17 protein-coding genes are annotated in these 22,159 nt (G+C 72.7%); 8 read left to right on the forward strand and 9 right to left on the reverse strand.

What is annotated here, in order from left to right; translation table 11 throughout:
- Window positions 1-130: 130 nt before the first annotated feature.
- Window positions 131-2,326 carry a carbon starvation CstA family protein gene (locus FIP57_RS03670; protein WP_148572095.1) on the forward strand — a complete coding sequence of 732 codons (2,196 nt, stop codon included), beginning with the start codon at window positions 131-133 and terminating at the stop codon, window positions 2,324-2,326.
- A complete protein-coding gene (locus tag FIP57_RS03675) occupies window positions 2,323-2,511 on the forward strand; it encodes a YbdD/YjiX family protein (RefSeq protein WP_148572097.1) in 189 nt (62 codons plus the stop codon). The genes FIP57_RS03670 and FIP57_RS03675 overlap by 4 nt, the downstream gene beginning before the upstream one ends.
- 9 nt (window positions 2,512-2,520) lie before the next feature.
- Here the strand turns inward: FIP57_RS03675 and FIP57_RS03680 are convergent, their stop codons facing one another.
- Window positions 2,521-4,041 (reverse strand): lytic transglycosylase domain-containing protein, encoded by a 1,521-nt coding sequence (locus FIP57_RS03680; protein ID WP_148572099.1) that lies wholly within the window; start codon window positions 4,039-4,041, stop codon window positions 2,521-2,523.
- 233 nt (window positions 4,042-4,274) lie between these two features.
- Between FIP57_RS03680 and FIP57_RS03685 the strand changes: the two genes are divergently transcribed.
- Window positions 4,275-5,402 carry a glutamate--cysteine ligase gene (locus FIP57_RS03685; RefSeq protein WP_148572101.1) on the forward strand — a complete coding sequence of 376 codons (1,128 nt, stop codon included), beginning with the start codon at window positions 4,275-4,277 and terminating at the stop codon, window positions 5,400-5,402.
- A 71-nt stretch (window positions 5,403-5,473) separates the two neighbouring features.
- The gene (locus FIP57_RS03690; protein WP_148572104.1) at window positions 5,474-6,811 is read left to right on the forward strand and encodes a cation:proton antiporter; all 1,338 of its coding nucleotides are present in this window, start codon (window positions 5,474-5,476) and stop codon (window positions 6,809-6,811) included.
- Here the strand turns inward: FIP57_RS03690 and FIP57_RS03695 are convergent.
- From FIP57_RS03695 to FIP57_RS03705, 3 genes are read right to left on the reverse strand one after another with little or no spacing between them, the layout of a single operon-like run.
- The gene (locus FIP57_RS03695) at window positions 6,808-7,161 is read right to left on the reverse strand and encodes a VOC family protein (protein ID WP_148572106.1); all 354 of its coding nucleotides are present in this window, start codon (window positions 7,159-7,161) and stop codon (window positions 6,808-6,810) included. The genes FIP57_RS03690 and FIP57_RS03695 overlap by 4 nt on opposite strands.
- Window positions 7,162-7,219: 58 nt before the next feature.
- Window positions 7,220-8,461 carry an alkaline phosphatase family protein gene (locus tag FIP57_RS03700; protein WP_238993259.1) on the reverse strand — a complete coding sequence of 414 codons (1,242 nt, stop codon included), beginning with the start codon at window positions 8,459-8,461 and terminating at the stop codon, window positions 7,220-7,222.
- 23 nt (window positions 8,462-8,484) lie between these two features.
- Complete coding sequence (locus FIP57_RS03705; RefSeq protein WP_148572110.1) at window positions 8,485-10,152, reverse strand: alkaline phosphatase D family protein; 1,668 nt, start codon at window positions 10,150-10,152, stop codon at window positions 8,485-8,487.
- A 99-nt stretch (window positions 10,153-10,251) separates the two neighbouring features.
- On the opposite strand from FIP57_RS03705, the gene FIP57_RS03710 reads away from it, so the two are divergent.
- Complete coding sequence (locus FIP57_RS03710; protein WP_148572112.1) at window positions 10,252-10,920, forward strand: SprT-like domain-containing protein; 669 nt, start codon at window positions 10,252-10,254, stop codon at window positions 10,918-10,920.
- A 146-nt stretch (window positions 10,921-11,066) separates the two neighbouring features.
- Here FIP57_RS03710 and FIP57_RS03715 read toward each other — a convergent pair whose 3' ends face one another.
- Together FIP57_RS03715 and FIP57_RS03720 are read right to left on the reverse strand one after the other, a co-directional pair.
- Complete coding sequence (locus tag FIP57_RS03715) at window positions 11,067-11,687, reverse strand: hypothetical protein (RefSeq protein ID WP_148572113.1); 621 nt, start codon at window positions 11,685-11,687, stop codon at window positions 11,067-11,069.
- Window positions 11,688-11,902: 215 nt separating this feature from the next.
- Window positions 11,903-12,517 (reverse strand): DUF6318 family protein, encoded by a 615-nt coding sequence (locus tag FIP57_RS03720; RefSeq protein ID WP_148572116.1) that lies wholly within the window; start codon window positions 12,515-12,517, stop codon window positions 11,903-11,905.
- Between the two features lie 187 nt (window positions 12,518-12,704).
- Between FIP57_RS03720 and FIP57_RS03725 the strand changes: the two genes are divergently transcribed.
- Window positions 12,705-12,986, forward strand: coding sequence for a GlsB/YeaQ/YmgE family stress response membrane protein (locus FIP57_RS03725; RefSeq protein WP_238993260.1), 282 nt, complete (start codon window positions 12,705-12,707; stop codon window positions 12,984-12,986).
- Between the two features lie 155 nt (window positions 12,987-13,141).
- Window positions 13,142-13,993 (forward strand): hypothetical protein, encoded by an 852-nt coding sequence (locus FIP57_RS03730; RefSeq protein WP_148572118.1) that lies wholly within the window; start codon window positions 13,142-13,144, stop codon window positions 13,991-13,993.
- A gap of 66 nt (window positions 13,994-14,059) precedes the next feature.
- On the opposite strand, the gene FIP57_RS03735 is transcribed toward FIP57_RS03730, so the two are convergent.
- Together FIP57_RS03735 and pta are read right to left on the reverse strand one after the other, a co-directional pair.
- On the reverse strand, window positions 14,060-15,256 hold the full coding sequence (locus FIP57_RS03735; RefSeq protein WP_148572120.1) for an acetate/propionate family kinase: 1,197 nt from the start codon (window positions 15,254-15,256) through the stop codon (window positions 14,060-14,062).
- Window positions 15,253-17,337 (reverse strand): phosphate acetyltransferase, encoded by a 2,085-nt coding sequence (gene pta, locus FIP57_RS03740; protein WP_148572122.1) that lies wholly within the window; start codon window positions 17,335-17,337, stop codon window positions 15,253-15,255. Before pta ends, FIP57_RS03735 begins: the two co-directional genes overlap by 4 nt.
- Window positions 17,338-17,408: 71 nt before the next feature.
- Here pta and FIP57_RS03745 point away from each other — a divergent pair, with 71 nt between their 5' ends.
- On the forward strand, window positions 17,409-20,744 hold the full coding sequence (locus FIP57_RS03745) for a DEAD/DEAH box helicase (protein ID WP_148572124.1): 3,336 nt from the start codon (window positions 17,409-17,411) through the stop codon (window positions 20,742-20,744).
- A gap of 12 nt (window positions 20,745-20,756) precedes the next feature.
- On the opposite strand, the gene FIP57_RS03750 is transcribed toward FIP57_RS03745, so the two are convergent.
- Window positions 20,757-22,064, reverse strand: coding sequence for an FAD-binding oxidoreductase (locus FIP57_RS03750; protein ID WP_148572126.1), 1,308 nt, complete (start codon window positions 22,062-22,064; stop codon window positions 20,757-20,759).
- Window positions 22,065-22,159: the final 95 nt, after the last annotated feature.

Genomic DNA, 22,159 nt, shown 5'->3' on the forward strand with positions numbered 1-22,159 from the left:
GCTACCACCGCACCCGAGCCGTCGGGCCAGCAGGAGACGCCCGGGGCGGGTGTGGTGTGAGCGACGCGAAGTGGGTAAGGGCGAGGCAGGTCACACCTCCGATGACCCCTGCCCGCAAGAGGGGAACGCGATGTCCACGACCACCGAGACCCGACCTGGCACGGCCCCCGGCGGCCGGCCCCGGATGACCCCGGCCTCGATCGCCCTCTGGGGCGGGATCGCCGTGGTGGGCGCCGTCTGCTGGACGGTGCTCGCCCTCTCCCGCGGGGAGGAGGTGTCGGCCCTGTGGATCCTGTTCGCCGCCCTGTCGTCGTACGCGATCGCCTACCGGTTCTACTCGCGGTTCATCGCCACGAAGGTGCTCGGGGTGGACGACACCCGGGCGACGCCGGCCGAGCGGCTCGACAACGGCGTCGACTTCGACCCGACCGACCGCCGGGTGCTGTTCGGCCACCACTTCGCGGCGATCGCCGGGGCGGGGCCGCTCGTCGGCCCGGTGCTCGCGGCGCAGATGGGCTACCTGCCCGGCACGATCTGGATCATCGTCGGGGTGATCCTGGCCGGCGCCGTCCAGGACATGGTGATCCTGTTCTTCTCCATGCGCCGCGACGGCAAGAGCCTCGGGCAGATGGTCCGCGAGGAGATCGGGATCGTCGGCGGCGTGGCCGCGCTGATCGCCGTCTTCGGCATCATGATCATCATCCTGGCGGTGCTCGCGTTGGTCGTGGTCAACGCGCTGGCCGAGTCGCCGTGGGGCGTCTTCTCGATCGCGCTGACGATCCCCATCGCGCTGTTCATGGGGTTCTACGTGCGCTACCTCCGGCCCGGGCGGGTCATGGAGGTCACCGGGATCGGCGTGGCCCTGCTCCTGCTCGCGATCATCGGCGGCAGCTACGTCGAGGAGATGGGGATCGCCGACGCGCTGACCCTGTCGAAGGAGAGCCTGACGATCTCCCTCGCCGTCTACGGCTTCGTCGCCTCGATCCTTCCGGTGTGGATGCTGTTGACCCCGCGCGACTACCTGTCGACCTTCATGAAGATCGGCGTCATCGTGCTGCTCGCAGTCGGCCTGGTGATCGCCGCGCCGGTGCTGCAGAACGAGGCGGTGACGGACTTCGCCGCGGAGGGCAACGGCCCGGTGTTCGCCGGCAAGCTCTTCCCGTTCGTCTTCATCACGATCGCCTGCGGGGCCCTGTCAGGGTTCCACGCGCTGATCAGCTCGGGGACGACCCCGAAGATGGTCGCGAAGGAGTCCCACGTCCGGATGATCGGGTACGGCGGGATGCTGATGGAGTCCTTCGTGGCGATCAGCGCGCTCATCGCGGCCTGCGTCATCGACCAGGGGCTCTACTACGCGATGAACGCACCGGCCGGCGCCACCGGCGGCGAGCCGGGGACGGCGGCCGACTTCGTCAACGGGCTGGGGTTCACGATCTCCGCCGGTGACCTCACCGCCGCCGCACAGGCGGTGGAGGAGGAGACGCTGGTGTCGAGGACCGGCGGCGCGCCGACGCTGGCCTTCGGGATCTCCCAGGTCTTCACGGATGCGTTCGGGGGCGGGCTCGCGGCGTTCTGGTACCACTTCGCGATCATGTTCGAGGCGCTCTTCATCCTGACCGCCGTCGACGCCGGCACCCGGGTCGGGCGGTTCATGCTCCAGGACACCGTCGGGAACGTCTGGAAGAAGTTCGGCGACACCTCGTGGCGTCCGGGCGCCTGGATCGCCAGCGCAGTCGTCGTCGGGCTGTGGGGCGGCCTGCTCTACATCGGCGTCACCGACCCGCTCGGCGGGATCAACCAGCTCTTCCCGCTGTTCGGCATCACCAACCAGCTGCTCGCGGCGATCGCGCTGACGCTCGCGGTGACGCTGCTGATCAAGCACGGCAAGGCGAAGTGGGCCTGGGTGCCCGGCATCGCGCTCGCCTGGGACCTGACGACGACCATGACCGCCAGCTGGCAGAAGGTGTTCTCCTCCAACCCGGCGATCGGCTACTTCGAGCAGGCCGACACCTACCGGACCGCCGCCGACCAGGGCGAGGTGCTCGCTCCCGCCACCGACGCCGGCCAGATGGACCAGATCATCTTCAACTCGACGGTCAACGGCGTCCTCCAGGCGACCTTCGCGATCCTGACGCTCGTGGTGGTCGCCAACGCCGCGGTCATCTGGTTCAAGGGGTGGCGCACCGGTGGGCTGCCGACGACCGAGGTGCCCCACCAGCCCTCGGCGATCGTCGCACCGTCGGACTTCTTCGCCACCAAGGAGGAGAAGGCCGCGGTGCGGGAGTGGGAGGAGTCGCGCCGCGAACGTGTCGGGGCGCACCGGTGACCGGGCGGCTCCTCGAGGCGGCCCGCGGGGTCCGCTGGTACCTCCGCGAGGTCACCGGCGAGGCCAAGTGGGACGCCTACCTCGCCCGCTGCGAGGCCGAGGGGTGCACGCCCATGACCCGTCGGGAGTACGAGCGGCACCGGGCCGACCACAAGGAGCGGAGCGCGCAGGGGCGGTGCTGCTGAGGGCTGCGGTCACTCCGCCGAGCGGTAGCCGACCTGGTTGACCGCGTGGACCACGGCGGTGCCGGTGGTCTCGTCGACACCGAGGACGACCTGCTGGTCGACCAGGCCACTCAGCTCCTCGAGGTTGGTCTCCACCGTCCCGTCGAGGTCGAGGTCGGCCAGCGCGGGGGAGGCGAGCCAGGTCTCGTCGCCCACGTCGAGCACGAGGTCCTCGCCGGGCTCCTCGCCGCGGACCGGGTCGACGAGCACCCACACGCCGTCGCAGGCGGTCAGGGTGCCGGTCACCGTCGTGAGCACCGGCTCCGCGGCCGGCACGGCGGGCACGGCGGCCTCGGGGCAGGTCGGCTCGGGCTCGGGCTCCGGGTCCGGCGTGGGCTCCGGGTCGGGGGTCGGGCTCGGCTCCGGGTCGGGATCCGGCGTCGGGCTCGGCTCCGGGTCAGGTTCCGGCGTCGGAGTGGGGTCGGGCGTCTCCTTCGGAGGCTGCTCGTCGTGCCCCTTGCCGTCCTTGCCGTCGTTTCTCCCGTCCTCGTCGCGGTCCTTCTTCCCGCGGTCGTCGCGCTTGCCGTCGCGGTCCTTGCCGCCGTCCTTGCCGCCGTCCTTGCTGCCGTCCTCGTCGCGGTCGCCGTCCCGCTGCCGGGCGTCCGGCGGGTCGGGCGTGGTCGAGCCGCGGCCCTGCCACCGGTCGTCGCCGCCGGCGGGGAAGGTGCGCTGGTCGGGCAGTTCCACCTCGGTGGCGGGGAGGAACAGCGGCGGTTCGGGGGCGGCGGCGAGCGCGGCGTACGCCTCGGTCAGGGCGACCACCCGGTCGGCGTACCCGGGAGAGCTGTTGAACGCCTCCACCGCGGCCCGGAGCCCCTGTGGGGTGTCGAGGGCGTCGCCGACCGAGCAGAGGTACACGCCCACGGCGAGCGCGGCGTCGTCGATGTCGTGCGGTGAGCGGACGCCGTCACCGTCGCCGTCCACGGCGACCTGCGGCCAGGTGCCCGGGAGCAGCTGGAAGGGGCCGACGCCGCGGTCCCACCGCGGGTCCTCGTCGAGGGTCCCGGCGTCGGTGTCGGCGACCTCGGCCCGCCCGTCGCGCCCGTCGAGGCGGGGGCCGACCAGGGAGGGGGTGGTGACCCCGTCCTCGCCGAGGGTGGCGCCGTCCTTGCGGCCGTGGTCGGACTCGACCTGGCCCAGGGCGGCGAGGAGCGTCCAGTCGAGCGCGCACGTCGGGTCGGCCTCCTCGAAGGCCGCGGCGGTCAGCGAGTAGGCGAGCCGGGCGCGCTCCGGCAGCACGTCGAGCCCCGTCGCCGCCGCGACGGTCGCGCCGTCCGCGGGCAGCACCGTGGCGCTGGCCCGGAGGGCGTCGACGGGAGCGACCGAGCCGACCTCGTCGACGGAGTCGGAGGTGTCCGGGGTCGGGGGTGCGGCCTCGAGGGAGTCCCGCGCGCCCGCGGTGAACGCGTCGGCGGGCTCGTCCTGCGGGACGGTGGCGCCGGAGGCGACCAGCGAGCCGGTGACCGCCACCGCGCCGAACGCGAACCCCACGGCCCGCGCGGACGCGTTCAGCGGTGACGAGCCCGGCCGGGCGGGCACACGTCGCGGCCGGCCCGAGCCTCGGACGGGACGGAGGAGCCGACGGAGTCGACCCGGCGGACGCGACACATGAACCCCCAGGAGACGATCGCCGCCAGCCTAACCGGCGCCCCTCGACCGGAAAGGGCCCATAGGTCCCTGGCGAGGAGTACGGACGGTGCCCGTCGGTGTGCTTCGCTGGTGGCGTGCAGATCGAGTTCCACCCCTCGCCCCGGCCGACGCTCGGCGTGGAGTGGGAGCTCGCGCTGGTCGACCACCGCACGCGCGACCTGAGCAACTGCGCCGAGGGGCTGCTCGAGGAGGTCCGGCCCCGGCTCCCCGACGGTCGCCGGCTCCACCAGGAGCTGCTGCGCAACACCGTCGAGCTCGTCACCGGGGTCTGCGAGACGGTCGGGGAGGCGATGGACGACCTGCGCGCCACCCTCGACGTCGTGCTGCCGGCGGCCGAGGCCGTCGGCGCGGACCTGTTCGGGGCGGGGACTCACCCCTTCGCCTCGTGGTCGACGCAGCAGCTGAGCCCGGGCCACCGCTACGAGGAGCTGATCAACCGCACCCAGTGGTGGGGCCGCCAGATGCTGATCTGGGGGCTGCACGTCCACGTCGGGATGCCCGACCGTGACCGGGTGCTGCCGGTGCTGTCCTCGCTGCTCAACTACTTCCCGCACCTGCAGGCGCTGTCGGCGTCGTCGCCGGTCTGGGCCGGCACGGACACCGGCTACGCGTCCAACCGGGCGCTGATGTTCCAGCAGCTGCCCACTGCCGGGCTCCCTTTCCAGTTCGAGCGGTGGGGCGAGTTCGAGGCGTTCGTCCAGGACCAGCTGACCACCGGCGTGATCGAGGAGCTGTCGGAGATCCGGTGGGACGTGCGCCCGTCGCCGAAGCTCGGCACCATCGAGAACCGGGTCTGCGACGGCGTCTCCAACCTCCGCGAGCTCGCCGCGCTGGTGGCCCTCATGCACTGCCTCGTCGTGGACTTCGACACCCGGCTCGCGAACGGCGAGGAGCTGCCCACGATGCCGCCCTGGCACGTGCAGGAGAACAAGTGGCGCTCGGCGCGCTACGGCCTGGAGGCGATCGTGATCCTCGACGCCGCCTCCGAGGAGCGGCTGGTCACCGAGGACCTCGAGGAGCTGCTCGACCGGCTCGTTCCCGTGGCCCGCCGGCTGCGGTGCGAGGAGGAGCTGGGCCGGGTGGCGGAGATCGTCTCGCACGGTGCGTCGTACCAGCGGCAGCGGGCGGTCGCCGAACGCACCGGCGGCGACCTCGTCGCGGTGGTCGACTCCGTGGTCCGCGAGCTGACCGACCAGGGCTGAGTCCGGGGGCGTGGGCGGCGGGCCCGCGGGTACACCTGCTCCGTGGAACCAGCCCCCGCCGCGGCCCGCCGATGACCGCCGACCTGCTCTACCTGACGGTCGGAGTCTCGCTGCTGCTCGCCGTCGTGCTCCCCGCCGCACTGCACCGGCATGCGGTCTCCGCGCCGATGGTGCTGCTGCTGGTGGGCACGTTGATCGGGTTGCTGCCGTTCACCGAGGGGCTCCTCGAGGGGCCGATCGGTGAGCACGGGTTCCTCGAGCACCTGACCGAGCTGACCGTCATCGTCGCGCTGATGGGCGTCGGGCTCGCGATCGACCGGCCCCTCGTCTGGCTCTCCCTGCGGAGCTGGGCCCGCTGGGGCGCGACGATGCGGCTCCTCGTCGTCGCGATGCCGCTGTGCATCGGCGGGGTCGCGCTCCTCGGCTGGGGGCTGATGGGGCTGGTCCCGGCGAGCGCGCTGCTCCTCGGCGCCGCGCTCGCGCCCACCGACCCGGTGCTCGCCTCCGACGTGCAGGTCGAGGGCCCCACACCGTTCGACGAGGCCGACGGGGAGGTCGACGAGGAGGACGAGGTCCGCTTCGCGCTCACCTCCGAGGCCGGACTCAACGACGGGGGCGCCTTCCCGTTTGTCCACGCCGCGATCCTCCTCACCTCGGCGGGGGTCGTGGAGTGGGGCGTGTCCTGGCTCGCCTGGGACCTCGTCGGCAAGATCCTGGTCGGCGCGCTCGCCGGGACCGCCGTCGGCTGGCTGCTCGCCAAGCTCGCCTTCCGGATGCCGGCCCCCAGCCTGCGGCTGGCCGAGACCGGAGAGCCGCTCCTCGCGCTCGCCGCCGTACTGCTGTCGTACGGCGTCGCGGAGCTGGTGCACGGCTACGGGTTCCTGGCTGTCTTCGCCTGCGCGATGACCCTGCGCTCCTCCGAACGCGGCCACGACTACCACGTGCGGATGCACGAGAGCATCGAGCGGCTGGAACGGCTGCTGACCCTCGGCGTGCTGCTGCTGCTCGGCTCGACGCTCACCAACACCATGCTCGACGACCTGACCTGGCAGGGCGTCGTGGTCGGGACCGCTCTCGTGCTGGTCGTCCGGCCGGTGTGCGCCCTGCTGGCGCTGCGGATGAAGGGGCGCGACCGGCTCGGTGACCGGTGCCTCACCGGCGGGGAGGAGCTGGCCACGGCGTGGTTCGGGGTCCGCGGCGTCGGGACGCTCTTCTACCTCGCGTACGCGGAGAAGGAGGCCGTCTTCCCGGGGATGGAGGAGGTGTGGGCGACGGCCGGGTTCACGATCGCGTTGTCGGTGCTGGTGCACGGGATCACGGCGACCCCGGTCATGCGCCGCCTGGAGCGGGCGAAGGATCGCGGGGACGACTCGGCAGCCCGCGACGCCGGCGACCGCGTGGAGTCCTAGCCGTCGGACTCGAGCGGCGCTCCGCCGAAGCCGATCTCGTTGCCGTCCGGGTCGAGGTAGTGGACCTTGCGGACCCCGTTGCCGTAGGTCTCCCTGCTGTCCGGCTCGACGCCCCGCGCGGCCGCGCCGCGGACCACCTCGTCGAGGTCGTCGACGAAGAGCGTCACGAGCGCGCGCCCGGCACGCCCGGGGTCGAGGACGACGTACACGTGACAGTGCTCGGCCAACGTCCACACCTGCTCCGTGGGGTGCGCCTCGAAGGTCGCGGGCCCGCCCAGGAGCCGCTCGTACCACGCGACCGCCCGCGCGAAGTCGCTCACGGGCACACCGGCGAAGAGCTCCAGCGCCATCTGCACCACCTCCACCCCTGACGACGACGGCGCGGGGCCGAACTCATCGCCCCTGGGGTCAGAGCAGGTTGCGGCCGTCGTAGCCCTGGCGCGGCGCGGGCAGCCCGAACACCGCGCCCACGGTCGGGGCGACGTCGACGGTGCGTGCGGTGAGGGTCGAGCTGCCGCGGCGCACCAGCGGTGACCCGCCGGCGATGAAGAGCGGGATCGGCCGCGTCACCGGGTGGCCGTGGTTCCCCGGGATCGGGTTGTCGACGAACGTCGGGTCGGAGAACCGCCACCCGGCTCGGCAGTAGACGACGAGGTCGCCGGCCTCGGGGCCGAGCCGCAGCTCGGCGGGGGAGTGCACCGACAGCACGCCTTCGTGCGTGAGCGCGACCTCGCGCATCCGCGCCACGGCCTCCCTGCGCTCGGCCGCCGGCCCGGTCCAGTAGAGGAGGTCCGCTCCGCCGTTGTCGGCGATCACGACCTTGCCGGCCAGCTCCGGCACGGCGTCGAGCCGTGGCTGCAGCGACACGACGGCATGGGGCAGCGACCAGTCCATGGAGTGGTCGGCGAGCACGACGAGGACCGACCGCTCCCAGCGACCGGTCCGCTTCAGCATCCCGACGAACCGCCCGACCTGCAGGTCCGCCTCGAGCAGGGCGGTCTGCCGGACCAGCTGGAGGCTGGTGCCCGTCAGATCGGTGTGGCCCAGCCGGTCGATGTCACCGAGGTTCACGAACAGCAGGTCGGGGTCGAACCGCTCGACCATCGTGATCGCGGCCTGCACGGTGAAGAGGTCCGGCGCGTGGCCGCTCACCGGCACGACCGGAGCCGGCTCCCAACGGTGGGTCGCCCGCTCGCCGAAGATCCCGTGCAGGTACTCCTTCGAGAGCACCGTGCCGGTCGTGTAGCCCGCCCGCCCGAGCCGCTCGATCACCGTCGGGAACCGCAGGTCGGTCGGACGGTCCAACTCGCGGACGTTGCCCTCGGCCCCGTCGTACACGGCGTTGGCGGGCACCCCCGACCGGTCGGGCCTGACGCCGGTCATCATCATCACGTGGTTGGGGATCGTCTCCATCACCGGCATCGAGTGCGCCTGCGGGAAGTCGAGCCCCCCATCGCGCAGCGCCGCGAGGTTCGGCGTCAGCAGCCGGTTGACCTCACCCGGTCGGCAGCCGTCGACGACCAGCACGTAGACACGGGTGCGTCCCTTCGCACGCGCAGGGGCGCCGAGCGCGGAGGAGAAGAGGTACGACGCCCCGCCCGCGCTCACCGCGGTGAGCACGCCCCTGCGGGTCAGCGCGGTGCCGCGCACGCCGGATTCTTGTCGACCGCACATCAGACGATCCCACCGGCGGCCGGACGGACACGTTGCGTGCCCGCTCGCGTCTGCCAGCTCGCGGCACGCCAGGCGCCGGCTATCCGGTCCCGCCGGCTGCTGACCACGAACCAGTCCATCTGCACGCGCTCCGGCGTCACGTCGAGGACGGAGAAGCCGTGGTCGTCGAAGTTGAGGTACTTCACGTGCCGGTTCGCCGTCTGGATCGCCGCCTCCACCGCCACGCTGGTGGTCCGCGGTGGCGTGCCTGTGATGTCCTTGAGGTTGTTGCTGGTCACGCTGGTGCAGACGAGCTCGGTGCCGACGCTCCCGCTGAGCGGGTAGGTGCCGGCGTCGACCGGCAGGTCGCACGCCCAGCCGGAGTGGATGTCACCGGTCAGGAAGACCGTGTTCTGCACGCCGTTGTCGCGCAGGTGCCGGAAGAGCTCGCGCCGGTCGGCGGTGTAGCCGTCCCACTGGTCGGTGTTGTACGGGATGCCGTCCTCGGGCAGCAGGCCGGTGACGTCGTTGATCCCACGCGCGAGGTCGGCGGGCAGCGGCGGGAAGACGACCGGCGCGATCATCACCGGGTTGCCGACGAGCTTCCAGACGGCGCGGTCGTCCTGGAGCGAGCTCTTGAGCCACTCCATCTGCGCCCTTCCGGTGATGGTGCGAGCGGGATCGCTGACGCCGGGCAGCCCGGGGCCGAGGGCCACCTGACCCGACCGGTGGCTCCTGAGGTCGAGAAGCGACAGCTCCGCCAACCGGCCGAACCGGAGCCGCCGGAAGAGCCGCGTACCGTCCCCGAGCCCGGTCGTGGGTCCCATTCGCACCGGCATCCACTCGTCGTACGCACGCTGGGCCGCGGCACGCCGTACGGCGAAGTCGCCCTCGGTCCCGGGCTGGTGGTTCTCCGCGCCCTCCGCCCACTGGTCGTTGGTGACCTCGTGGTCGTCCCAGGTGACGATGAACGGGTGGCGGGCGTGCAGGGCCTGCAGGTCGGGGTCGCTCTTGTACTGCGCGTGCCGCTGCCGGTAGTCGGCCAACGTCACCGTCTCGTGCGGTGGCTGGTGGGTCCGCACGTCGAGGTCGGTGAAGCCGTGGCCGTACTGCCCGGGGCCGTACTCGTAGAAGTAGTCGCCGAGGTGGAGCACGGCGTCGAGGTCGTCGCGGGCCGCGAGGTGCCGGTACGCCGCGAACCAGCCGGCCTGGAGGTTGGCGCAGGACGCGACACCGAGCCGGAGGCCGGCCACGTCGGCGTCCGCCGCTGGAGCCGTACGGACGCGGCCGGCCGGGCTGGCGACTCCGCGGTGGAGGAACCGGTAGTGGTAGTCGGTCGCCGGTCGCAGCCCCGTCGCGTCGAGCTTCACCGTGTGGTCGCGGGCCGCCGTCGTGGTGACGGTGCCTTGGCGCACGATCCTGCGGAACGCCGCGTCGGTCGCCACCTGCCAGGTCACCGTTGCCGCCGGTCCGTTCCCCGAGCCGGGAGTGGCCGCCTGCGTGGGCGTCACCCGCGTCCAGAGGATGACGCTGGTGGGCATGGGGTCGCCGGACGCGACGCCGTGCCGGAAGTACCGTGCGGCCGCCTCGGCGTCGGTGGCGAGCCCGACGAGGGCGACGCCGGCGACCCCCGCGGTGCCGGCGGCGAGGACGGTACGCCGGTCCACCGGCACGTCGTGGGGGTGCATGTCCCCTCAAACGGCCGAGCGCGCGTCAGGTGACGGTGCTCTGTGGACGGCGCGCGTCGTGGTGCGGAACTGTCGGGGCGGCCGTCTACCTTGCTCGCCATGGAGCTGAGGGTGGCGGTGGAGATGGCGGAGGGGCTGCTGCGCCAGCACCGCCTGACGGGGTGGCGGGTGGAGCTGGACATGGCGAAGCGACGAGCCGGCGTGTGTCGGTTCGCCGACAAGGTGATCGGGTTGAGCGCGCCGATCACCCGGGTGCACACCGAGGAGGAGGTCCGGGACACCGTGCTGCACGAGATCGCGCACGCGCTCGTGGGGCCCGCCCACGGCCACGACGCGGTGTGGCGGCGCACGGCGGTCGCCATCGGGTGCTCGGGGAAGCGGTGCGTGTCGACGGAGTCCGAGCGGGTGCCCGGCGCGTGGGTGGGGGTCTGCGCTGCCGGGCACACGCGCGACCGGCACAAGCGGCCGGAGCGGGTGCTGTCGTGCTCGCAGTGCCGGCCGACGTTCTCGGTGGACCACGTCTTCGAGTGGACCTACCGCGGGCGCCCGGCGCCGATGCACCCGAACTACGAGGCGGAGCTCGAGGCGATGCGCACCGGCCGGCGGGTGCAGCTGGCGCCCGTGGGGTCACGCGTCCGGGTCACCCTCGAGGGGGAGTTCCACGGGATCGTGGGGCGGGTGGTCAAGCTCGGCCGGACGAGCTACCACGTCAAGGTGCGCGGCGGCATCCTGCGGGTGGTCTTCGCGGGCGCCGAGCCGGTCCGGTGACGGGCGCGGCCGGCGGACATGACGACGGCGGGCCTGAGCCCGAGCTCCCGGCCCGCCGTCCTGGTGGGTGCACTCCACGGTTGCCCGCCGGTTCTCCGGGCGAAACCCGAGGCCGTGGGTGGACTGGTGCGGTGCTCGCCGGCCGGTCAGCCGTGGTCGCCGGACAGCACCGCGGTCGCCTCGGCGACCCGCAGGGAGGTCGGCGGCCCGACCGTCGTCACGGTCCCGTCGATCGGCTGCCAGCCCCCGCCGTTGACGCGGAACTCCGCGGTGTAGCTGACCTCGACGTGCGGGGCGACGGTGACCTGGGCGTCGGCGTAGCGGTGGGTGATGGTCTTCGCCGGGTAGGGGTCGCCCGGCACCGCCGTCGTGGTCGACGACCCGTCCCCGAACACCCAGCGGAACCGGCTCGGCGTCGCCACCACGTCCACCGCCTGCCCGAGGATCGTGAGGTCGACCTGCACCGGTTCGGACTCGGTGTAGAAGATCGTGTCGAAGTTGACCAGCGTCTTCGACGCCGGCTGGACGAACGTCTCGAGCCGGGGCAGCCCGACCCGACGGAGCGCGCTCAGCACGTCACCTGGCGTCACCGTCGGCAGCGCCACCTCGGGCGGTGGTCCGCCCATGCACTGGGTGGTGACCGTCACCCACTGGCCCGACTGGGTCTGGCCCCAGAGCTGCCAGCGGCGTTGGGTCGGGTCGGGGCAGGTCAGCGCCGCCGAGCACTCGAGCTCTTGAGGTGAGCCGTCGGGGTTTGGCTGGCACATGGACGACCACTTGAAGTTCACGTAGGTGGAGCCGCCGCTCCCGCCGGATCCTGAGCCGGTTGTCGCCTCCTCCTCTTGCTCGCAAATGACTCCGACGTCGATGTAGTCGACGCCAGCACTGCCGCCAGTTCCGCACTCAGCCGCCAGGACAGCCGGGAGAGGGACGCTGAGGAGCGCCCCTGTAGTTAGGAGGGCCGCAGCCGCGCGCGTGAACTTCACGTGGCTCGCTCCAGTTTTTCGACGAGCCAGCTCTCAGATCGATGGCGCAATCCGAACGTGTAGAGCACCCGCCCACCTTCGAAGCGTTGCACTTCGGCACCCCTCGACTCGGTCACCCGTTGCGGTGCGATATCGATGACGACTCGCAGCGTCGGTCGCTTGCGCGGTTGCCGCGCTAGGTACTGGATCTCCTCGGTCCGCCACCCGTCGCCCCGCAACCACCCGCCAGCGGCGGACACGGTGTCGATGGAGTCCGCGATGGCCTCGCAGGTGGAGCAGGTGCGGCTGCCCAGGCTCGCGAGGGCATCAGTCGAGCCCGTGCGCGTCGCGTGATTCAAGGTCTCGACCCAGTGCTCCACGAACGCCACCGCCGCAGCCTTCGACGTCCCGCGCGCCTCCGCCGGAAGGCTCGGCGCAGCGCCCGGGTCCGCGGTCGGTTCGGTGGGCGCCGTGGGGCTGCTGCTCGTCGGCTCCGGCTCGGCCAGGGGTGCGGGCTCGGGAGGTTTCTCCGAGCACCCGGCCACGCCGGCCACCAGCAAAGCCGTCGCGAGCGCAGCCACAATCCTGCGCACGCCGTACCTCTCGAGCGGGCGCCGGAGCGCGCCCTTCATCCCCTGCACCTGCACTGCCCCCGATTTCTGGTCCCCCGGCCGTTACGGCCCGGGCGGAAGGGTACATAACGCCGACACGGGTTCCGAACGGCCGTCCGCGGCCTGTGGAGAACTCGGGAGGGTTTGCGGCCGAACGAACCGGACAACATGTCAGATGTCCGCAGGACCGCACCTCGGGAGGGAAACCATGTTCCAGATCCTCGGCCTCATCATCGTGGGGCTCATCATCGGCGCGCTCGCGCGGCTCCTGAAGCCGGGCCGCCAGCGGATGAGCATCCTGGCCACGATGCTGCTCGGCGTCGTCGGCGCCATCATCGGAGGTGCTCTCGCCGACCTGCTCGGCGTCGGCTCGATCTTCGAGCTGAACTTCCTCGGCTTCGTCTTCGCGGTCATCGCCGCGCTCCTGCTCGTGGGGATCGCGGAGGGGATGAGCGCCAAGAACGGCGGCCGGCGCCACAGCACCGTCTGACCTGAAGCAGCAACGACCCGGGGTCCACCCGACGGAGGGACGAGGACCCCGGGTCGCTGCGCGTCCGGCGGCTGCAGGGGGCGCGGTCGGGACGTGAGCCGCTCCACTCCCCGAGCTCCTTCGGCTGCCTTCTCCGCCTTGCCATACTCGGTCAGGTGGCGGAGGAGGAACGCGAGAAGGGACTGGGGCTCAGCTGGACCCAGATCCTTGCGGGTTCGCTGGCCGCGGTGTCGTCCGCCGTCCTGCTCTCCACGCTCGGCGTGGCGGGCACGATGATCGGCGCGGCGCTCGGCAGCGTCTTCGCTTCCGTCGGCAGCGCCGTCTACGCGCGAGGGCTGGCCGCGAGCCGCGAACGGATGGCCCAGCAGGCCCAGGCTCTGGTGCGGGTCACCCAGGCGCGCTCCGCCCTCGACCAGGCGGCCGACGCGATGGGACCGGGCGGCTCCGTCAGCGACACCGCCGTACGCCGGGCCGACCGCGCGCTTGACGAGGCCGACCGTGCCCTGAGCGAGGCCGAAGGCGCCCTTTCCGAAGGCGCCGAGGTGGCCGACGCGGTCGCCGGAGCCGCTGACGACGAGCCGCCCGCCGAGACGCCCCTGACCTGGCGCGAACGGTTCCAGGGGCTGTCGTGGAAGCGCGTCGCGCTCATGACCGCGGCGGTCTTCGTGGTCGTGATGGTCGCGATCACCGCCTTCGAGCTGGTGAGCGGCCGCTCCGTCTCGCAGGTCACCGGCGGCACCGACGGCAGGTCGGGCACCACCGTGCCCGGACTCCGCAGCACCGAGCCCGAGGCGGAACCCGAGCCCCGGGAGCGCCCGACGGGCGAGCCCACCGACGAGCAGCCGAGTGAGTCGCCGTCCGAGACCCCGGTGGAGAGCGACGAGCCGTCGCCGACCCCGACGGACTCCCCGACTACCGAGCCGTCCGAGACGACGTCGCCCACCGAGCAGCCCACCGAGGAGCCGACGGACCAGCCGACGGACGCTCAGAGCCCGCCCGCAGGCTGACGCGCGCCACGAGGGGCGGCTCAACACCCCTGACGTGCGCCACGAGGGGCGGCTCAACACAACACGTCAGCGGGCGAGGGCGGCGGCCTGGCGGGCGATCTCCCACTCCTCGTCCGTCGGCACCACCAGCACGCGGACCTCGGCGTCGTCCGTGGCGACGTCGCGTGCGGCCGAGGACTGGGCGGCGTTCCGCTCCTCGTCGACCTCGATCCCGAGCCGCTCCAGCCCGGCAAGAGCCGCAGCACGCACCTCGGGCGACTTCTCGCCGACCCCGCCGGTGAAGACGAGCGCGTCGACCGTGCCGAGGACGGCGTAGTAGCTGCCGACGTACTTGCGGAGCCGGTGGCAGTAGACGTCGAACGCGAGGTCGGCGCCCTCGTCACCCTCGGCGCGTTTCTGCAGCAACGTGCGGAAGTCGTTGGAGCCGCAGAGCCCCTTGAGCCCGGAGTCCCGGTTGAGCGCCCGGTCGACGTCGACGACGTCCCAGCCGAGGTGGCGGTTCAGGTGCCCGGGCAGCGCCGGGTCGACGTCGCCGGAGCGCGTGCCCATCACCAGCCCCTCCAGGGGAGTGAACCCCATCGAGGTCTCGACCGAGCAGCCGCCGTCGACGGCCGTGACCGACGCGCCGTTGCCGAGGTGCATCACGACGAACCGGCACTCCTCGACCGGCTTGCCGAGCATCTCGGCGGCCCGGCCCACCACGAAGGACACCGAGGTGCCGTGGAAGCCGTAGCGTCGGATGTGGTGCTCCTCGGCCCACTCGCGGGGCACCGCGTAGGTGTACGCGTGCGGCGGCAGCGTCTGGTGGAAGGCGGTGTCGAACACCGCCACGTGCGGCACGTCGGGGAAGAGCCGCAGCGCGACCCGCATCCCCTCCAGGTTCGCCGGGTTGTGCAGCGGCGCCAGGGGGACCAGCTCCTCGACCGTCGCGAGCAGCCCGTCGTCGACTAGCGCGGGCTCGGAGAACCGGTCCCCGCCGTGCACGACCCGGTGGCCGACCGCGATGAGCCCCGCGTCGTCGAGGGACGGACCGTGCTCCTCGAAGGCCTGGAGAGCCAGCCGCAGCGCGTCCTCGTGGGAGTCGACCGACCGGTCCTCCTCGTGCCGGCCCGCGGGGCCCTCGTGGTGCAGCGAGCCGGACCCCTCGCCGATCCGCTCGACGAGGCCGGAGCCGAAGGCCTTGCCGGAGGTGGCGTCGACGAGGCTGTACTTCAGCGAGGACGACCCGGCGTTGAGGACCAGGACGGTGCTGTCGCCGCTCATACGTTCTCCAGCGGCTTCTGCGCCTGGATGGCGGTGATCGCGACCGTGTTGACGATGTCGCGCACCGTCGCGCCGCGCGACAGGTCGTTGACCGGCTTGCGCAGCCCCTGCAGCACCGGCCCGATCGCCACGGCACCGGCCGAGCGTTGGACCGCCTTGTAGGTGTTGTTGCCGGTGTTCAGGTCCGGGAAGACGAACACCGTCGCCTGGCCGGCCACCTTGGAGTCCGGCAGCTTCGTCTTGGCGACGGCCGAGTCGATCGCGGCGTCGTACTGGATGGGCCCCTCGACCGGCAGGTCGGGGTCGCGCTCCCGGACGAGCCCGGTCGCCGTGACGACCTTCTCGACGTCGGTGCCTGACCCGGAGGTCCCGGTGGAGTACGACAGCATCGCCACCCGAGGCTCGACGCCGAACGCCGCCGCGGTCCGGGCCGAGGCGATCGCGATGTCCGCGAGCTGCTCGGCCGTCGGGTCGGGTACGACGGCGCAGTCGCCGTAGACGAGCACCTGGTGCTCCAGGCACATGAAGAACACCGACGAGACGACCGAGACGCCGGGCACCGTCCGGACCACCTCGAGCGACGGGCGGATCGTGTGCGCGGTGGTGTGCGCGGCACCGGAGACCATGCCGTCGGCCTTCCCCAGCTGGACCATCAGCGTGCCGAAGTACGACACGTCGGTGACCGTGGTCCTCGCCTCGTCGAGGTCGATCCCCTTGTGCCTGCGAGCCTGGTGGTAGTACTCCGCGAGCTCCTCGACCAGCTCCTCGTCGTGGGGGCTCAGGAGCTGGGCGCCGGTGACGTCGGCGCCGACCTCCGCGGCCCGCCGGGTGATCGTGGCCGGGTCGCCGAGCAGGGTGAGGTCGGCGACCCCGCGGCGCAGCAGGATGTCGGCGGCCCGCAGGATCCGGTCGTCGTCCCCCTCCGGCAGCACGATGTGCTTCCGCGCGGCGACCGCCATGTCGACGAGTCGGTGCTCGAACATCAGCGGCGTCACGGCCGAGGACCTGCTCAGCTCGAGCCGGTCCACCAGCGCCGCCCCGTCGACGTGCTCGTCGAAGAGCGTCACCGCGGTGACCACCTTGCGCGGCGAGTCCTTGCTGAGCCGGCCGCGGAGCGTCGCCAGCCGCTCGACGGTGGCGTGCGTGCCCAGCTCGGTCGTGAGGATCGGCGTCGTCACCTCGAGCCCCGCGATGAGCCGGTCGACCTGCTCGGGCATGGCGAACCCGCCGTTGAGCACGATTGCGGCGATCTGCGGGAAGTCCTGCGCCACGTGGGCGAGCAGCACCCCCAGCACGATCTCCGGCCGGTCACCCGCGGTGACGACCACGACCCCCTCGGTGAGCCGGTCCAGCACGTTGGGGAGCGTCATCCCCGCCACGAGCAGCCCGCCCGACTCGCGGTGCAGGAGCTCGGGGTCGCCCGCGATCATCTCCCCCTCGACCCGGGCCATCAGCTCGCCGACCGTCGGTGCGGTCAGCAGCGGGGCGTCGGGGATCGCGTAGCCCGGCGCGGCGGGAGTCGAGATCGCCCCGGCGACGGCAGCGAGGTCGTCGGCGCGGCACCGGTTGGCGACGATCGCGGCGAGCGTGGCGTGGTGCGCCTCGAGCTCGTGGGTGAGCAGCTCGGCGGTCGTGCGCAGCTGCTCCGGGGAGCGCTCGGCGCCGTTGACGACCAGGATCACCGGGGCACCGATGTTGGCCGCGATGCGGGCGTTGACGGAGAACTCCGTGGGCGTCGCCACGTCGGTGTAGTCGCTGCCGACGACCACCACGGCGTCGCACTTCTCGGCCACCGCGTGGTAGCGGTCGACGATCCGGTCCAGCGCCGCGTCCGGGTCGTCGTGGATCTCGTCGTAGGTCACGCCGGCCGCCTCGTCGTACGACGTCGTGCAGGCCTCGCGCGAGGTGAGCAGGTCGAGGACGTAGTCCCGTCCGGAGCTCTCGTCGGCGGCGTCCGCGCGCACGATGGGCCGGAAGACGCCGACGCGCTCCACCGCCCTGGCCAGCTGCTCGAGGAGCCCGAGCGCGACCGTCGACTTGCCCGAGAACCCCTCCGCCGAGGCGATGTACACGCTCGTCATGGTGTCGAGGCTATCCACACCGCGACCGGTTCACCCTTTCCTGTCGGAGGCCGCGACTAGGGTCGTGGGCGATGGGGATCCTCGAGCTCTACGACGACGCCGAGCTGGTGCGCAGCTTCGGTGCGATGACGTTCGAGCGCGGTCGCGTCTACGCCCAGGAGGGGCGGGTGCACAGCGCGGAGGTCAATGCCGCCAACCCGCGGATCACGCTGGTCAACGGCCGTGTGGAGGGCTCCGGCGGGCGTGCCTACGCCACCACCGTCACGCTCGCCGAGGACCCGTCCGGCACCTGGATCGACGCGCACTGCACCTGCCCGGTGGTCCGGATGTGCAAGCACGCCGCCGCGGTCATGCTGACCGTGCGCGACGAGCACCAGGACGGCCAGGGGCTCCGTGACTGGGAGCGGCGGCTCGGGCTCGTCCTCGACGAGCTCGACCTGGCGGTGGAGAGCACCCTCGTCGACCGCACGCCGCTGGGGCTGCTCTTCGAGCTGTCGACCGGCCGTGCGTCGCGGTTCTCCGCGCTCGAGGGCGTGCCGCGGACCCGCCGGGGGCTGCTCCGGGTGCGGCCGGTCCAGCGCGGCGCGCGCGACAACTGGGTGCGCTCGCGCGTCGGGTGGGCCGACGTGCCCTACCTCGACCGCCGCACGGACGTCGACCCCGACCAGGCCGCGGTGCTCGCCGAGCTGCTCAGCGCCCACCGCGCCGCCAACCGGCAGGCCTACTTCGGCTCGGAGTCCCACCTCTCGGTGGCCACGTTCGGCGCGTCGGTGTGGCCCCTGCTCCAGGAGGCCGTACGCGCGGGCGTCGTGCTCGTCGCCGGGCCGGGGCTGACGTCGGTGCGGGTGGCCGAGCAGCCGGTGACGCTGACCGTCGACGTCAACGGCGTGGACACCGAGCGCGCCCACCTGCAGCTCGGCGTGCGCCACGAGGACGACTGGTTCGGCGCCGACCGGCTGGAGGTGCTCGGGGCCGACGGCCACGGCGTGGCGCTGTGGACCGAGGCGTCGGCAGGGCTCGACGGGGTGCGCACCCCCGACACCTGGGACCTGGTGCTCTCCGCGCTGACCCGCAAGGCCGGGGTGCAGACCCGGCGGCTGCTCGCCACCGGCCAGACGCTGCCGGTCCCCCAGGAGGAGGTGCCGGAGCTGGTGGCGGACTACCTGCCCCGGCTGCAGCGCCACCTGCCAGTCACCTCCTCCGACGAGAGCCTGCGGATCGAGGAGCCGCCGGAGCCGCGGCTCGCGCTGACCGTCACCTGGAAGGCCGTCGACCAGGTGCACGTGGCGTGGAGCTGGCGCTACCGCGTGGGGCGGGACGACCGGGTCTACGGCATCGACGAGGGGCGAGGGCTCCGTGGGGTCCGCCGCGTCGACGAGGAGAGCCGGCTGCTCGAGGAGCTCGTCCTCGACGAGGAGCAGACCCACCGCTTGTGCCGGACGGGGCGGCGCGACCGAGGCCTGGTGCCGGAGCAGACGTTCAGCGGCGCCCTGGCGGTGGCGTTCACCGAGGACACGCTGGTGCCGCTCGAGGCGAGCGGTCAGGTGGAGATCGACGAGATCGGGACCCGACCGGAGTTCGAGGAGCTGACCGGGGCGCCGGTGATCCGGTTCGAGCCCCGCGACCCGGGTGGCGAGGACGCCGGCGACCTCTTGGTCGACCGCACCGACTGGCTCGACCTCGAGGTCGTGGTCAGCGTCGACGGGCGGTTCATCGGGCTGGCCCAGCTGCTCGAGGCGATGACCCTCGGCGCGGAGCGGATCGTGCTGCGCGACGGGGCCCACCTGCGGATCGACCGGCCCGAGTTCGCCCGGCTCACCGAGCTGGTGCGCGCCGCCCGCGAGCTGGAGGAGCGGCAGCCCGGGGAGGGGGTGCGGGTGAGCCGCCAGGACCTCGGGCTCTGGGCAGAGCTCGCCGAGATCGGGCTGGTCGACGCGCAGGCGTCGGCGTGGGTGCAGGCGGCGCGGGCGCTCCGCGACGTCCAGGGGCTCCCGGACGCCGAGCCGGCGGTGGCGGCCGAGCTCCGCGGCTACCAGGTCGACGGGTTCCGCTGGCTCCTGCTCCTCTGGCAGCTCGGCCTGGGCGGGATCCTCGCCGACGACATGGGGCTCGGCAAGACGCTCCAGACGCTGGCCCTCGTCGCCCACGCTCGGGCGCAGGGGAGGGGCGGGCCGTTCCTCGTGGTCGCTCCGACCAGCGTGGTGGCGACCTGGGCCCACGAGGCCGAGACGTTCACGCCGGGGCTGACCGTGCGGACCGTCACGGAGTCGAGGTCGCGGCGGGGCCGGTCGCTGGCCGAGGTGCACGAGGGGGCCGACCTCGTGGTCACCTCCTACACGCTGTTCCGGCTCGAGGCCGACGACTACGTCGGCCTCGATTGGGGCGGGCTGGTGCTGGACGAGGCGCAGATGGTGAAGAACCACCAGGGCAAGACCCACCAGGCGGTGCGCCGGCTGGACGTGCCCTTCCGGCTGGCGCTCACCGGCACGCCCATGGAGAACCGGCTCATGGAGCTCTGGTCGCTGCTCTCCATCGTGGCGCCCGGGCTCTACCCGTACCCGGACCGCTTCGCCGAGACGGTCGCCAACCCGGTCGAGAAGGAGGGCGACGCCGCCGCGCTCGCCCGGTTCCGCAAGCGGCTGCGGCCGTTCCTGCTGCGCCGCACCAAGGAGCTGGTCGCGAAGGACCTGCCGCCGAAGCAGGAGCAGGTGCTCGAGGTGCAGCTGACCTCGAAGCACCGCAAGGTCTACGAGACCCACCTGCAGCGCGAGCGGCAGAACGTGCTCGGGCTCCTCGGCGACTTCGACCGGCAGCGGATGGCGATCTTCCGGTCACTGACCCGGCTGCGCCAGCTCAGCCTCGACGCCGCGCTCGTCGACCCCGACTACGACGGCATCGGCTCCGCGAAGATCGACGTGCTCGTCGACCACCTGCAGGAGGTCGTCGCCGAGGGGCACCGGGCGCTGGTGTTCAGCCAGTTCACCTCGTTCCTCACCCGGGTCCGCCAGCGGCTCGACGCCGAGGGGATCGACGCGACGTACCTCGACGGGCGGACCCGCCGCCGCGCGGAGGTGGTGGGCCGGTTCAAGCAGGGCGACAGCCCGGTCTTCCTGATCAGCCTCAAGGCGGGCGGTGTGGGGCTGACCCTCACCGAGGCCGACTACGTCTTCGTCCTCGACCCGTGGTGGAACCCTGCCGTCGAGGCACAGGCGGTCGATCGGGCCCACCGGATCGGCCAGCGGCGTCCGGTGATGGTCTACCGGCTCGTCTCCTCGGCGACCATCGAGGAGAAGGTGATGGAGCTCAAGGCGCGCAAGGCCGCCCTGTTCGCCAAGGTCATCGACGGCGAAGGCGGGGCGGGGACACCGATCGACGCCGACGACATCCGGGCCTTGTTCGAGGAGTGACGCCGGCCCGCCTCAGGGGGCGATGTTGAGGTTCCGCCTGAAGAGGTTGTCGGGGTCCCAAGCGCGCTTGACCTCGCGCAGCCGCTCCAGCGTCGCGGACGGCCAGATCGCGGTGACGTCCTCGGGTGCGGGCGACCCGACGAAGCCGGCGTAGGTCCCGGCGCCGAGGTCGCCGACGGCTCGCCACGTCGCTCGAGCCCCCGCCACCTGCTCCTCCGTCGCCCCGGCGGGGAGGAACGCTCCCGAGAGCACCATCGCCTCCGCGTCCCGGAGCGCGAAGGCCGTCGCCGCGGGGTCGACCCTGCCGAAGGCCCCTCCGAGGGAGCGGAGCGCGAACATCCGGCCACCGGCGGCGTAGGCCGTGGCGACCGCCTCCGCCAGCGGGCGGTCGACCCTCCTCACCAGGGTGTTGTCGACCACCGGGACCGCGCCCTCGGGGCGGTGCGGCTCGTCGAGCACCGAGGCGTAGGGCCGCTCGGTGACGTCCTCGACGGTCAGCGCGCCGATCGCCCGGAGCGGGTCGAGGGCAGAGGTGTCGTCCCCCGCCAGGCACACGAAGAGGACGACGCCGGCGGGGATGTCGCCCATGGCCGGCATCAGCCCCAGGATCGTGGTCAGCTCGTCCGGCGCGGCGCGCATCACCGCGCCCCACCGCTCGACGAGGTCGGCGACGGCGTCGGGACGGTCTGCGGCGAACGCCATCGTGCCGAAGCGGACCGTCACGACCGGCTGCGCCTCGAGCTCGAAGGCCGTGACCACGCCGAAGTTGCCGGCACCACCGCGGAGCCCCCAGAAGAGCTCTGGGTTCTCTGTGGTGGAGGCCCGCACGACCTCACCGGCGGCGGTGACGAGCTCGGCCGCGACGAGGCTGTCGAGGGTGAGCCCGTGCTTGCGGACCATCCAGCCGATCCCGCCGGCCTGGGTCAGCCCGCCGACGCCCACCGACGTGGTGTCGCCGGAGGTGACCGCGAGCCCGTGCCCGGCCAGCGTTGCGGCGACCGGCCCCCACGTGGCCCCGGCGCCGATCCGGACCCGGTTGCCGCCGAGCCGTTCGACCCGGTCCATCCGGTGCAGGTCCAGGACGACGCCGCCGTCGAGGGTGCCGAACCCGGTGAAGCTGTGGCCGCCGCCGCGGACCGCGAGCGGCAGCCCCAGCCGGCGGGCGTGCGCGAGCGACGCGACGACCTCGTCGGTGGTCGAGGGGCGCAGCACCACCGCCGGCTCGGCCACGGCGAGGAACGTCCTGCGGGCCTGGTCGTACTCGGCGTGGTCGGGGAGCACGGCGATGTGGTCGACCTCGCCGAGGTGCTGGATGGTCATGGCGGTCCTTCCGTCCGGCGTACGAACGACCGTAGGACTTCAACCGCGCTTGAGCTCAAGTGCTTTTCTACCGGCAGGCCGGGTCCGAGGAGTGA

The organism is Nocardioides caldifontis, from assembly GCF_008087345.1.
GTDB lineage: Bacteria > Actinomycetota > Actinomycetes > Propionibacteriales > Nocardioidaceae > Marmoricola_A > Marmoricola_A caldifontis.